14 protein-coding genes are annotated in these 12,451 nt (G+C 40.7%); 8 read left to right on the top strand and 6 right to left on the bottom strand.

All coding sequences use genetic code 11. From position 1 onward, the window contains the following. Positions 1 to 78: 78 nt before the first annotated feature. The 3 genes from ACM0OR_RS26335 to ACM0OR_RS26325 are packed head-to-tail and all read right to left on the bottom strand — an operon-like array spanning position 79 to position 2,161. Positions 79 to 399, bottom strand: coding sequence for a hypothetical protein (locus ACM0OR_RS26335; protein WP_414579387.1), 321 nt, complete (start codon positions 397 to 399; stop codon positions 79 to 81). Beyond that, positions 338 to 1,810 carry a hypothetical protein gene (locus ACM0OR_RS26330; protein WP_414579386.1) on the bottom strand — a complete coding sequence of 491 codons (1,473 nt, stop codon included), beginning with the start codon at positions 1,808 to 1,810 and terminating at the stop codon, positions 338 to 340. The genes ACM0OR_RS26335 and ACM0OR_RS26330 overlap by 62 nt, the downstream gene beginning before the upstream one ends. An 18-nt stretch (positions 1,811 to 1,828) precedes the next feature. After that, the gene (locus ACM0OR_RS26325) at positions 1,829 to 2,161 is read right to left on the bottom strand and encodes a hypothetical protein (RefSeq protein ID WP_414579385.1); all 333 of its coding nucleotides are present in this window, start codon (positions 2,159 to 2,161) and stop codon (positions 1,829 to 1,831) included. 326 nt (positions 2,162 to 2,487) lie between these two features. On the opposite strand from ACM0OR_RS26325, the gene ACM0OR_RS26320 reads away from it, so the two are divergent. Then, on the top strand, positions 2,488 to 2,922 hold the full coding sequence (locus tag ACM0OR_RS26320; RefSeq protein ID WP_323267252.1) for a hypothetical protein: 435 nt from the start codon (positions 2,488 to 2,490) through the stop codon (positions 2,920 to 2,922). Between the two features lie 33 nt (positions 2,923 to 2,955). On the opposite strand, the gene ACM0OR_RS26315 is transcribed toward ACM0OR_RS26320, so the two are convergent. Both ACM0OR_RS26315 and ACM0OR_RS26310 read right to left on the bottom strand, forming a co-directional pair. Further along, entirely contained in the window at positions 2,956 to 3,387 is a 432-nt protein-coding gene (locus ACM0OR_RS26315) for a hypothetical protein (RefSeq protein WP_414579384.1), read from the bottom strand. 49 nt (positions 3,388 to 3,436) lie between these two features. Then, positions 3,437 to 4,129, bottom strand: a complete 693-nt coding sequence (locus ACM0OR_RS26310; protein ID WP_190698714.1) for a hypothetical protein — start codon at positions 4,127 to 4,129, stop codon at positions 3,437 to 3,439. A 313-nt stretch (positions 4,130 to 4,442) separates the two neighbouring features. On the opposite strand from ACM0OR_RS26310, the gene acs reads away from it, so the two are divergent. From acs to ACM0OR_RS26290, 4 genes are all read left to right on the top strand, one after another. Further along, positions 4,443 to 6,413, top strand: coding sequence for an acetate--CoA ligase (gene acs / locus ACM0OR_RS26305; RefSeq protein WP_414579383.1), 1,971 nt, complete (start codon positions 4,443 to 4,445; stop codon positions 6,411 to 6,413). Positions 6,414 to 6,523: 110 nt separating this feature from the next. After that, complete coding sequence (locus ACM0OR_RS26300; RefSeq protein WP_414579382.1) at positions 6,524 to 7,009, top strand: DUF4365 domain-containing protein; 486 nt, start codon at positions 6,524 to 6,526, stop codon at positions 7,007 to 7,009. Positions 7,010 to 7,013: 4 nt separating this feature from the next. Next, positions 7,014 to 7,493 carry a DUF4365 domain-containing protein gene (locus ACM0OR_RS26295; RefSeq protein ID WP_323267256.1) on the top strand — a complete coding sequence of 160 codons (480 nt, stop codon included), beginning with the start codon at positions 7,014 to 7,016 and terminating at the stop codon, positions 7,491 to 7,493. A gap of 162 nt (positions 7,494 to 7,655) precedes the next feature. Next, complete coding sequence (locus ACM0OR_RS26290) at positions 7,656 to 8,354, top strand: tetratricopeptide repeat protein (RefSeq protein WP_323267257.1); 699 nt, start codon at positions 7,656 to 7,658, stop codon at positions 8,352 to 8,354. 188 nt (positions 8,355 to 8,542) lie between these two features. Here ACM0OR_RS26290 and ACM0OR_RS26285 read toward each other — a convergent pair whose 3' ends face one another. Next, positions 8,543 to 10,798 (bottom strand): RelA/SpoT family protein, encoded by a 2,256-nt coding sequence (locus tag ACM0OR_RS26285; RefSeq protein WP_414579388.1) that lies wholly within the window; start codon positions 10,796 to 10,798, stop codon positions 8,543 to 8,545. Positions 10,799 to 11,088: 290 nt separating this feature from the next. Here ACM0OR_RS26285 and patD point away from each other — a divergent pair, with 290 nt between their 5' ends. The 3 genes from patD to ACM0OR_RS26270 all read left to right on the top strand — a co-directional run bounded on the left by patD (position 11,089) and on the right by ACM0OR_RS26270 (position 12,330). Next, complete coding sequence (gene patD, locus ACM0OR_RS26280) at positions 11,089 to 11,439, top strand: heterocyst frequency control protein PatD (protein WP_414579381.1); 351 nt, start codon at positions 11,089 to 11,091, stop codon at positions 11,437 to 11,439. Positions 11,440 to 11,569: 130 nt separating this feature from the next. Continuing rightward, complete coding sequence (locus tag ACM0OR_RS26275) at positions 11,570 to 11,932, top strand: hypothetical protein (protein ID WP_414579380.1); 363 nt, start codon at positions 11,570 to 11,572, stop codon at positions 11,930 to 11,932. Further along, entirely contained in the window at positions 11,929 to 12,330 is a 402-nt protein-coding gene (locus ACM0OR_RS26270; protein WP_414579379.1) for an HNH endonuclease, read from the top strand. The genes ACM0OR_RS26275 and ACM0OR_RS26270 overlap by 4 nt, the downstream gene beginning before the upstream one ends. Positions 12,331 to 12,451 lie beyond the last annotated feature (121 nt).

Raw genomic sequence — 12,451 nt, 5'->3', positions numbered from 1 at the left:
ACGCTATTTTCAGCTTACTACCTGTCCTTTTCCTTATCCCGAACTCAGGTTAAGTAAATAAAAAGTGAAAGGGTAGGTTCAAAGCCTACCCTTTGCGCTTAGAATGCTGACACCTTCTACTTGTTCACCAATACCACGAGAAAGTTCTTCTAGTTGTAATAACCTCTGACTTGAATTTAGACCCACTGCTGTAACTAGTTGACCAACTTCTCTAGCAGCGTGTTGAATTTGAACCATACTGTTGTCAACTTCTTGAGACAACTGACTACGCCTTTGAGCTTCATTTTGAAAAACTAAATCTAGATTGTTCACTACTTCAGCTAGTCCATCACGTTGTTCACCTAAAGTTCCCTCCAGGAGATAATTTTGTTGTACAAAGTAGGAGATTATTTTGAGCATTATTCATTAACTCAGAAGCTTGATTACCTACTGCTGTTAAACTATGTGTTTGTTGTTGAAAGGCTGTATTCGCTTGGGTGAGAATTTGCATAATTCCCGTTTTTGTACTTTGCAGCATCTGCTGTTCTGCTTCGGCTCTTGATTGTAATGCTTTTTCTAATTCCTCGCGAATACCTCTAAAAGTAGCAGCAGCTTGTTCTGCACTTGCTTCAAAAGCAGTACGCTGGGTTGTCATTCCTTGGATGCTTTGATCAACAGCACGATTAATTTCTACTGCTGTTTGTTGTAAAACTCCTTTTGTTTCAGTTTGGAATTGACTCAAAGTTTGTCCTAGATTGTGAGCAAATCCCTGAAGTTCAATCAATGTCTCTTTTTGAAAGCTTTGAATTGTCTGGATAGAAGTGGCTAAACTTTGAGAAATTCCCCCTAATTCTTGGTGGAGATTCAACACAGCTTGTGATGCTTGTTGCGTTAGCTTTGCACTTTCATCTAGTCGATTTGCAATTGGTTCTAGTACCTGAATTCGCAAATCATTTATTAGTGATTCTAAAACCCTCTGTCCCTGACTTTCTTGGAGTTCCCGGAGTGTTTTCTGTTCTTGGAAGATGGCTTTTAGGGCGGGTAAGATTTGCTGACCTACAGCTTGACCAATACTTTGGGCTGATAATTGGTTTAAGCTGGTGAACTGTTCCGCTATACTTCTACCTACAGCTTGTCCAATACTTTCTGCATTTAAGTGTTTTAATCCCGTTAAGTTTTTGGCTACAAGACTGAGTGCTTCAGTGACATCACCGTTAGAATTGTCTGTTGTCTTGAAGGTGGCGATTGCCTGCAATTTTTTCCGCAAACCATTACGCCGTGTTTGACGCGTAGTATCACCAACAAATAAAATTAAAGTAAATAGACTACCAGAACCAAGCCCCATCAAAGAAGTAGAAAAGGCTGTTTTCATTCCCATGAGTAGCTTTGTACTAGATTCCATCAACTGATCAGAGTTGGAAGTATCGAGGCTAATTCCTTGTAATCCCTGTTGAATTCCGTAAAAAGTTCCCAAAATACCGAGTGCTGTACACAAAGTTGTGACAAAGCGCAAGGAACTGCGAGGTATTGATCGAGCTAAAACAGCAGGATATTGTATTAGTATGAATTTGGATGTTTTATCTTGTATTGGTTCATAAGTTCCCAGATGTTCTCGTAACCATGACCGAACATACTTTGATGGCTGGATACTTTGATTATCTTTGTACTTAATCAAAAATGTAATTACAGTTGCAGTTTCACCACATTCTTGTTGCCAATATTGCCATACTGTCACAACCTCAGCAATAATGGCGATCGCGAAAACGAAAACAATAGCCCAGTGAAAAAAATCGTTATCCCAAACGATGTTCCAGATGTTTGCTATTCCCACAAAGCACTCCTGATATGATTATTTATTGGTGAATCGCCGTAATTCTGTATCAGTAAAAACCTCATTTGCTACCCGTACTGGTAGATGTTCTACATCCTGACGGCTTCCTATGGGTTTTCTCAGGCGTAAACTATAAAGTTCTTCCCCTTCAACTTCTTCATCCTCAACCAAATAAACTTGCTCAGGTGCATAGCTGCGTAACAAACGTACCTGCAAACAGGTTTTCAAATCCCGCGAGGAAGTAGATAAGGGTGAATCTTCTCCAAATAATTTACGAGCAACTTTCCAAGCGTGATTAATCGCTACAATCTCTTGAACTAGCTGCTCAACAAGCTGTGTTTTTTCTACCATCAATCCCATTACCTAATTTATACAAGCTTCAACAAGCTTATATTTCCCAGATATAGGCACTAATTCAACTTTTTTTGTTAAGGCGTGTATAAAAAAATAATCCGATTGTCTCCTTTTTCAAACATCCTCTAAGGTCAAAAACAGGGTTTATTGAGAAAATCTGAAGCTGAAACCCTGAATTATCACTTGGAAAACCCAGTTTTTTAGGTCTTGTTAAGAAAGGTGCAATATATTATTGATGAATACTAGATTTCCCTAGAATCAAGATTCGTGTAAAATTATGCCATTGACAATGTCAATCATACTGAACATTAAGGATATTCTCAATGGCTATTGGTAAAACTAAGTTGTATCTAAAACCGTTAATTGTGGGTTTAAGTATTGTCTGTGGAGTGTTGGGTGTGGTAGTTCCTAAGGCTGTTTATTCTCAGACTCAAAGTGTACCTGTGATCAGGATTTTAAGAGTTACTTCCAATGGAGGTACTACTTTCAAGCTACAAGAAAACTGGTTTCGCCAGTCAGGCACAATTACAGAAAATAATAAAAAGTGTGCTGTTAGATCAGGCGATAAATTTTTTGTTGCGTCTATTAATGATAATAACAATAGTAATACAGAGTTCCGTGAAGGTAATCGGGTGGAAAGACTCAAAGATTATTACACAGTAACTTTTGACAAAACATTGGCTTGTAATCAACAAAGTCAAACATGGTATATCTTTAAAACCCATGTACAACAATTACAAGCCGTACCTGTGCGCTAAACCCTGATTTCCACAATTTATCTATTCAACGTTTCACAACATTTCTGTTAGTTTTTTTAACAAGCTATCGGCTAAATCTGATACCTCTACATCATCTGTTTCGCCGATAGCTAAGATATTTTTTACAGTAGCTAATCTGTCTGTTGAGGGAGTAATTCTCCACATTTCTTCTAAGTTTACTGCTAGATCAAACAGTGAGCGATCGCCTAAGTAATGCCGTAACCTTAAAGCTACAATATCATCACTTACCAAAAACTCTTTGATGTGATCTAACACTGGGTTAGCAAATATCTCATCATTTTCCCAAGTTTCTAGCCAATCTCCATCCACATCATCAACGTAGACATGGATGAAATTTAACCCATAACTTAGCCAGTCTTGCTGCATTTGTCTGGCTGTCGCTAACGCTTCAGTAAATGTTTCCATCTGGTTATTGTAACTATTAGTTTCTTTTTGGTTAGCCATATCAAGCCATCATTGGCAAATCAATAAATTATGTAATTTCCGACAAAAATTAAGAAAATTTTAAATATTTGCCATTAACCAAAGAGTCACTGTTGTATAGTGTGACATTCACTAATTGGTTGATGAAATTTGCATCTTGAGGATTGTAACTTAGGAATAATCCTCTCTCGATTTCCCAAGAACGTAGCGTACTTTCCCATGCTTGGTGTTTTTGGTGATTTAGTTCTTTACTAACACTGGTAACTTGAATGCAGAGTGGTTGCTGCTGATGATTACTAACAATTAAATCTGTGGCCATAGAAAGGTCTGCAATATAGCGTTGCCAAACATTCCCGTTTCTACTGGCAATATGTTGCGCTATAGCTTTTATGATATCATCATCTTCTTGATTAAACTCCCCTGCCATGAGTTTTTGTTTCCAGATGTAAAACTTAGCATCGCTAGCATTAATCCATTTTGGAAACAGATACCCGTACCAGTACCTTTCATTAGCTGTCATTTGTGCAAATTTAGCTGCTTTTTCGGCTTCTGAGGGCAGGGATTGAATGATCAGCCAAATCGTTGAATCCGTAATTACCTCTAACAGAAAAGCTAGGACAAATGGTTTAGCAGTCAGAGAACCCGGCTTGATGTCTTTTACCCAACGGTTTATTTCATCTAATTTTTTGGCTAAATTAGAATCTATTAAGGACGCTTGCTCAGTCAGCAATTTCAACTTATCTTTGATGTCTTTTGCTTGCAAACGATCGCCTACTTTACTATAACTATAGCTTTTTGCCGCCATGAGCAATACTTCGACCGATTGATATTTTTCTTCAACCCAAAATATTAATTAATATTTTATATCTGAAAAATGCACAGTATCTTTCAATACTACGATAAGTAACTGCACTATGAACTGACGTAGGTAGATGCAGAAGCTATTAATCTTTATCATACTCCATATTTGAGTAATAAGTCTAAATCCCTACCTAGCTTAAAAAAAATCAAAGCTCTTTTGCGTAACTTTGAGTACAGAATAGTTGTCAGTCACAACACTATTACCAGCGAACATTATGTCTGAGTCCAGCATAGAATCAATCCTACAAGAGAAGCGGCTATTTCAGCCCCCTAGTGAGTTTTCGCAAGCTGCCCAAATCAAAAGCCTAGAAGATTATCAGCGTATCTATGACCAAGCTAAAGCTGATCCACAGAAATTTTGGGCAGATTTGGCTACATCAGAGTTGCATTGGTTTGAAAAATGGGACACAGTGCTAGATTGGCAACCACCGTTTGCAAAATGGTTTGTGGGTGGGAAGATAAATATTTCTTACAACTGTCTTGACAGACATTTGACTACGTGGAAGAAAAACAAAGCCGCATTGATTTGGGAAGGAGAACCTGGGGATTCCCGGACTCTTACCTATGCCCAATTACATCGGGAAGTCTGCCAATTTGCTAATGTGTTGAAGCAACTGGGTGTGCAGAAAGGCGATCGCATCGGAATTTATATGCCGATGATTCCCGAAGCGGCGATCGCTATGTTAGCCTGTGCCAGAATTGGCGCACCCCATAGTGTAGTGTTTGGTGGTTTCAGTGCGGAGGCTTTGCGCGATCGCTTAAATGATGCTGAAGCTAAATTAGTGATTACAGCCGATGGTGGTTGGCGTAAAGATGCGATCGTTCCCCTCAAGGAACAGGTCGATAAAGCGATCGCTGATGGTCTTGTCCCCAGCATTAAAAATGTTTTGGTAGTGCAGCGTACTGGTCAAAACACCCATATGGAAGCAGGACGAGACTATTGGTGGCATAATTTACAAAAAGGTGTCTCTGCTGATTGTCCCGCCGAACCAATGGATAGCGAAGATATGCTGTTCATTCTCTACACTTCTGGCAGTACAGGCAAACCGAAGGGCGTAGTCCATACCACTGGCGGTTATAACCTATACACCCACATGACCACCAAATGGATCTTCGATTTACAAGATACAGATGTCTATTGGTGTACTGCGGATGTGGGTTGGATTACCGGACACAGTTATATTGTCTACGGCCCTCTTTCCAATGGTGCAACTACGTTGATGTATGAAGGTGCGCCGCGTGCTTCTAATCCTGGTTGTACCTGGGATATTATCGAAAAACACGGTGTCAACATTTTCTACACTGCACCAACAGCAATTCGGGCATTTATCAAAATGGGCGAACACCTCCCCAAAGCCCGCAACTTGTCCTCATTGCGCTTGCTGGGAACTGTCGGCGAACCAATTAACCCCGAAGCTTGGATGTGGTATTACCGCATCATTGGCGGGGAACGTTGCCCAATTGTGGATACTTGGTGGCAAACAGAAACAGGTGGGATTATGATTACACCGCTACCAGGGGCTATTCCTACTAAACCCGGTTCAGCAACCCTTCCTTTCCCTGGTATTCTGGCTGATGTGGTGGATTTAGAGGGGAACTCTGTCGGTGATAACGAAGGCGGTTATTTAGCGGTACGCCATCCTTGGCCAGGAATGATGCGGAATGTCTACGGCGACCCTGAACGTTTCCGCCGCACCTACTGGGAACATATCCCCCCCAAAGATGGTAAGTACACCTACTTTGCTGGGGATGGGGCGAGGAAAGATGAAGACGGCTATTTCTGGGTAATGGGGCGCGTAGATGATGTACTCAATGTCTCAGGACATCGCCTCGGTACAATGGAAATAGAATCAGCCTTAGTTTCTCACCCAGCCGTGGCTGAGGCGGCGGTAGTAGGTAAACCCGATGAACTCAAAGGCGAGGAAGTGGTTGCTTTTGTCACTCTAGAAGGCACTTATCAAGCCAGTGAAGAATTGAGCAAAGAACTCAAAAAACACGTAGTTGGAGAAATTGGTGCGATCGCCCGTCCCGGAGAAATCCGCTTTACTGACGCATTACCCAAAACGCGATCGGGTAAGATTATGCGGCGATTACTACGGAATCTCGCTGCTGGTCAAGAGGTATCTGGGGATACTTCCACTCTAGAAGATAGAAGCGTCTTAGATAAATTAAGGGAAGGTGCTTAGTTTAGTATGAATGCGTAAAACATATATAGGGTAAGTAAAATTTATTACCCTATATTGTCTTGATAAAATTAATTTATATCTTGAATTAAGATAGAGGTATATGCAAAAACATGAGGGATGCACTGGGAGAGAGAGGAGAAGCACTATTTAAACTTTTAATAACCGAATTTCACTCGGATGCTGGCCCAATTTTTAAGCCCCAGTTTTTAGGAGATAAATGGCAGTATATTGATTTTATCGTGGAGTTAGTAGGCACTGGTTCATATATTCCCTACTTCTTTGTACAAGTCAAAACTACAAGAAAAGGTTATACAAAAAAACTCAATCGCCTGAAAATACAAGTTAAAGAAAAAAGTGTGATTGGTTTAGCATCATATCCAGCACCAACTTATATAGTTGGAATTGATGAAATTAATGAAACAGGTTATATAGTTTCTGCAAACGGCGAAAATTTAAAATCTCTCTCAAGTTTATCTACTACTTTTTTGATTAATAAACAAAATAGACAAATTCTTTGGAATGAAGTAAATAATTTTTGGACTCAATGCAAACCGAAAAATTTAGCTTCGCAATTTCCTGATCAAGAATGGAGATAGAAAGATGCAAACAGAACAACCTTGGTATATTGGTTTACGTTCAGAAGCTCTGGCGATGGTGTATTTAACTCGTCGTGATGATTTGATTGTTTCTCCGTCACAAAAAAATACAGCAGGCTTAGACTTCCTCGTCACAATCACCAAAGATAGTATGTATAGTGGTAGGCTCTTTGGTGTCGAAGTCAAAGCTAAAATTTCTTCGGATAGTTTAACGCAAAATGGCGAAGTTTTTAAATTAAAAAATAGTCATAATCATCAAACTTTGCTGAGAGATTTACCATTTCCAGTGTGCCTATTTTTCTTCACTTTAGATAATGATCAAGGTTACTATCAATGGATTTTAGAGCCTATTATTAAATCTGAAAATAATGCGGGCTTACAATTACGTGATAATAATGAACTTAAAAAACTCGATAATCAAGCGATAGATAATATTATTTCACTAGTCAATAGTTGGTACGACCAAAGAAATCAATTAACATGAACACACCAAATTTATTCTATGAAAATAAATTCGTTTGATCGCTTGCAAGATACTGCTTATAGCTACATCTTCTCACTTCCCTATTTTCCCTATATTGCTTATGTGGCCGCACTTCAGGTTATTATGGGGATCAGGACGTGATTAAAGATAAGGATGAGGGTGATGAAGCCAAACAGTCAACTGCAATCAGGATTTGTGAAAGCTTTTAGCTGTGTATCGCTGAATCTCATCGCCCTAGTGTTGCCAATTGCTGCTCAAGCACAGGAACAATCACCAGCAAAGTTTGCCTGTCAAACAGCATTAAATACCCCAGAACAAAAACCGCAACAGAAACAAGTACAGAAGTTAGCACAGTTTGCGGATACATCACAAGAGCGATCGCAGCTGATCCAACAAGCTAATGATTTATACAATCAGCGTAACTTTAAAGGCGCAGAAAGAACTCTGTGTCAACTGCTAAAAAAATATCCCGAAGATACTTTTGGCAACTTCCAATTAGGCAATGTGTTTGCACGTCTGAGCCAACCAGAAGCTGCGATTAGTGCCTACCGCGAAGCCATTCGCCGCAATTCAAAATATGCTTTAGCCTATAATGCAGTGGGCGTGGTGTATGCTAGCCAAAGTCGTTGGGAAGATGCCATTACCGAATACAAAAAAGCTTTAGAAATTAATCCTGATTATGGTGATGCACTGATTAATTATGGTCAGGCATTATGGCAAACTAATCAAAAGGATCAAGCACGAGCTTCTTTAGAAAAAGCTTTAAATATCTTTAAAACCCAAAAGAGAAACGAGAAAGTTTACCAAATTGAACAAATTTTACAGCAGATCAAAACATTAGATAATCCTGGAATTTCATAATACTGAGTGCTGAGTGCTGAGTGCTGAGTGCTGAGTAGGGAGTGCTGAGTAGGGAGTGCTGAGAAAATTTTACTTTGTCTCCCCTACCTCCCTATCTCACAAAAAAAATCGCGTTGCTCCCCCTGTCACCTGTCACCTGTCACCTGTCACCTGTCACCTGTCACCTGTCACTTGTCACTTGTCCCCAATCAATCGTCGCTTTGACCAACACGACGGATATTAAGGATGTCGCTCATTTTTTTGATTTGAGTGAATACTTGTTCTAGTTGGGGGCGATCGCGTATTTCTATTCCTAAGTCCATTAATGCTGGTTGACCAATGGATGTTTTGACTTGGGCGTGACGCACGTTGATCCCTTGGTCACTTAATCTTGATAGGATATCCTTGAGTACCCCTACTCTATCGAGGGCTTCAATTTGGATATTCACTGGGTAGGTGTGGGGACGACCACTATTTTCTACACTGGAATTCCATCGCACTGGTACTAGGCGATCGCCTTCTACTGGTTCTAAATTATGACATCCTTGGCGATGGATGGAAATTCCTCTACCCCTTGTGACTGCGCCAATAATTGCTTCTCCAGGAATGGGGGTACAACAACCGGCAAGATAATATACTAATCCTTCTACACCGATAATTGGCGAGTCTGTAGCACGGGAAGTCGTTGGATATGTTTTGGGCGTGGATGACTCTTTTGGTAGTAAGGGGATGACTTCTGCTGTTGGTTGTTGCGCTTTCACGACTTCTCGCCAACGATTCAACACCAAATTTAAGGTTATTTCCCCATAACCTAAACCTGCTAGTAAATCTTCTGTACTATGGTAATTACATTTTTCTGATACGGTCTGCATGGATTCTGACTTCAGCAGATTATCAAAACCTGTTTTCCCTAGTTCCTTTTCTAATAACTCCCGCCCACGAGCCACATTTTCTTCCCGGCGCGATCGCTTGTACCATTGTTTAATCCGATACTTGGCTGTGGAAGTCCTGACAAAATTTAGCCAATCTAAGCTGGGATGACTATTCTTTTGGGTAATAATATCGACGATATCACCATTGTGTAGTCGTGTTGACAGGGGGACAATCCTACCATTCACCCGCGCCCCTGCACAGTGATTTCCTACTTCTGTATGGATACGATAGGCAAAATCTATGGTTGTTGAAGCTGGATTTAAGGAAACAACATCCCCTTTGGGGGTGAAGACATAAACATCGTCTTCAAATAAATTATCTTTGACGCTATCAAGATACTCTTGTGCGTCCTTCATGTCGCTTTGCCATTCCAATAGCTGCCGCAACCAGGTAAACTTGTCATCACTGGTTGTCAGTAGGCTATTAGACCCACCCGTTTCTTTATACTTCCAATGGGCTGCAATCCCGTATTCTGCAATGTGGTGCATTTCTGTTGTGCGAATCTGCACTTCTAACGGACGACCGGTTAAGCCAATGACCCCTGTATGCAACGATTGGTAGCGGTTAGGTTTGGGTAAGCCGATATAATCTTTAAATCTGCCGGGAATGGGGCGGAAGGCATCGTGTACTACAGCTAAAGCCCGATAACATTCTTCATTTGTCTCTACAATAATCCGCAGGGCTGCCAAATCATAAATTTCATGAAATTCCTTTTGCTGTCGCTGCATCTTCTGGTAGATGCTATACAGATGTTTGGGACGACCACTAACGTCTAAACAACGAATTCCTGCTTGCTGTAACCGTTGCTGCAAAGTTGTTGTAGCTTTAGCTAATTTCTCTTCCCTGGCTGTCCGTTTTTCCGAAACGTGCTGCTGAATTTCGCGAAAGGCTTCTGGTTCTAAATACTTAAAGGCTAAATCTTCTAATTCCCACTTAATCCGCCAGATCCCCAAACGATTGGCTAAAGGTGCAAAGATATCTCTGGTTTCTTGGGCTGAACGGCGGCGGCTGTCTTCAGACATATATTGCAGAGTTCGCATATTATGCAACCTGTCTGCCAACTTCACCACAATTACCCGAATATCCTGCGCCATTGCCAAAAACATTCGCCGAAAGTTTTCAGCTTGTCCTTCAGTTTTGCTTTTGAAATTAATTTTAGAAAGCTTGGTGACACCTTCCACCAACTGACGCACTTCCGCGCCAAATAGCTGCTCTATTTCTTCAATTGTGACATCTGTATCTTCAACTACATCATGGAGAAATCCAGCTGCTATCATAGCGGGACTGCCTCCTAAGTCGCGCAGCAAACCAGCTACAGCCACAGGATGGCTAATATATAATTCTCCTGACTTGCGATATTGACCTTTATGCAGCTGATAAGCAAATTCAAACGCCCGGCAAATTAACGTGTTATCACTATATAGGCGGTCATCTTCTGCTGCGTTGTGCTGGGCTGATGTCTCCCGCAAAGATTTCTTCAGCCATTCGGGAAGGGAAAGATCAGTCGGGGAACTTATAGCTATGCTGCTCATACAATAGGAGAGGTGATCTCTGGATAAGTGGGAAATAGATGCAACTGGCAGCATCATCGGTCTATGATGATGCTGTCCTGGTGGGAGGATGAAAATAGTAACAGGATGATTCCCTATATACCTATGGTACTCATCCACTGCGGGTTTTCATGATCATATGTGGAAAAAAACGTAGATTGCAAACACAGCCTCAAAGCAAAGTCTGAGGCTGATAATACAAGTAAGAGCGTAAGATAGATTATTGTAGAAGAAAATTTTCTTGACATTAATACTATCTTAAATAGCAGTGAATGTCTTTAAGTTCTGATAAATATCAAGCACTGGTAAACTTACTTGAACAATTGCGTACAGATGTCAGCAATCTTCACGTTACTACACCTGAACTAAAACAGCGTGTAGCCAGCTTACAACAATTGTTTGCTCAAGAAATCGTCCCTTTGGCGGTAGATGCAAACTCGCGAGAGCAATCTTACCAGACGGAAATAAGCAAGCAGTTACGCCTGTTGGAAGTAGATGTGATGTTTTTACAAGGGGCGCGGCAAACATCGACGGTACAAACAAGACTAAAGACAATTAGCGATCGCCTCACAACACTAACTCAATATTGCCACGCCATACTGCAACAAGATACACAAGAATGAGGCAAGGGAGCAGGAGTGTAGGGGCGAAATCAAGTCAAAAGTCAAAAGATTCTTTTACCTTTTTACTTTTTCATCCCCTATGCCCTCCTACGCTGGTGTTATAATTAGGGGTTAAGCAGGAACAAACATTATGACTACAGTTGTTATCTTGCCGATATCAGATGCCAGTGGTGAAAAATGTTATCAAGCGATCGCCGGCGATAAGTCTTCTGTATGTAAAACTGCGGGACAGGCTCTAGATGCTTTAACTGCTGAGTTAGGTGAAACGGGATTTAGTGCTTTGTTGGTGATTCAAAGTTTTCGCCCTGATCAGTTCTTTAGTGCCGAGCAGCAAAAACGCTTATCTGAACTGATGAGTTTATGGCGGACAGCACGCGACAAAGGAGAGGAGCTTTCTTTTGAGGAACAAGCAGAATTAGACAGTCTTGTCGATGCTGAACTCAGAGCTTCTACAGCACGGACAGCATCTCTACTACAGCAAATCAGCCCATGAACCCCTACTATAGTTTGGTTGCAGACCAGGCTAATCATCGCTGTGAATATTGTCATGCGCCTGAGTTGATTTTTAATCTTGCCTTTGAAGTTGAACACATTATTCCGCTTTCCAGACAAGGTACAGATGCTGATTCCAATTTAGCCCTTGCTTGTCGCTCCTGTAATCTTCGCAAGGGAACTCGAATTAGTGGAAATGATCCCGAATCAAATATTGAAGTTAGCCTTTTTCATCCGCGACAAGATAAATGGAGTAATCATTTTTTAGCAGATATAGAATCGGGAAATATTCAAGGTAAAACTTCTATTGGCAGAGTCACTGTTGATGCTTTGGAAATAAACAGTCAGCCACAAATTATGGCACGCCAACTATGGATTCGTTTAGGTATATTTCCATAGTTGGTTAATCTACTACTGATATTTACTTGAGTTGTTCATATCAAATAACAACCTATTCAGGAATATATAAGTAATTAAACAAAATTAATTACACAAATGATTATACAATTGAATACAAGAT

The sequence above is a fragment of the Anabaena sp. CCY 9402-a genome (assembly GCF_963920945.1).
GTDB lineage: Bacteria > Cyanobacteriota > Cyanobacteriia > Cyanobacteriales > Nostocaceae > Trichormus > Trichormus minutissimus.
This window is presented reverse-complemented; position numbering and strand designations above follow the sequence as displayed.

What these genes read in the sequence shown, in the direction of transcription:
- ACM0OR_RS26335 (WP_414579387.1), bottom strand. Translation starts at nt 399, where the DNA reads ATGCTCAAAATAATCTCCTACTTTGTACAACAAAATTATCTCCTGGAG.
- ACM0OR_RS26325 (WP_414579385.1), bottom strand. Translation starts at nt 2,161, where the DNA reads ATGGTAGAAAAAACACAGCTTGTTGAGCAGCTAGTTCAAGAGATTGTA.
- ACM0OR_RS26320 (WP_323267252.1), top strand. Translation starts at nt 2,488, where the DNA reads ATGGCTATTGGTAAAACTAAGTTGTATCTAAAACCGTTAATTGTGGGT.
- ACM0OR_RS26315 (WP_414579384.1), bottom strand. Translation starts at nt 3,387, where the DNA reads ATGGCTAACCAAAAAGAAACTAATAGTTACAATAACCAGATGGAAACA.
- acs (WP_414579383.1), top strand. Translation starts at nt 4,443, where the DNA reads ATGTCTGAGTCCAGCATAGAATCAATCCTACAAGAGAAGCGGCTATTT.
- ACM0OR_RS26300 (WP_414579382.1), top strand. Translation starts at nt 6,524, where the DNA reads ATGAGGGATGCACTGGGAGAGAGAGGAGAAGCACTATTTAAACTTTTA.
- ACM0OR_RS26295 (WP_323267256.1), top strand. Translation starts at nt 7,014, where the DNA reads ATGCAAACAGAACAACCTTGGTATATTGGTTTACGTTCAGAAGCTCTG.
- ACM0OR_RS26290 (WP_323267257.1), top strand. Translation starts at nt 7,656, where the DNA reads ATGAAGCCAAACAGTCAACTGCAATCAGGATTTGTGAAAGCTTTTAGC.
- ACM0OR_RS26285 (WP_414579388.1), bottom strand. Translation starts at nt 10,798, where the DNA reads ATGAGCAGCATAGCTATAAGTTCCCCGACTGATCTTTCCCTTCCCGAA.
- patD (WP_414579381.1), top strand. Translation starts at nt 11,089, where the DNA reads ATGTCTTTAAGTTCTGATAAATATCAAGCACTGGTAAACTTACTTGAA.
- ACM0OR_RS26275 (WP_414579380.1), top strand. Translation starts at nt 11,570, where the DNA reads ATGACTACAGTTGTTATCTTGCCGATATCAGATGCCAGTGGTGAAAAA.
- ACM0OR_RS26270 (WP_414579379.1), top strand. Translation starts at nt 11,929, where the DNA reads ATGAACCCCTACTATAGTTTGGTTGCAGACCAGGCTAATCATCGCTGT.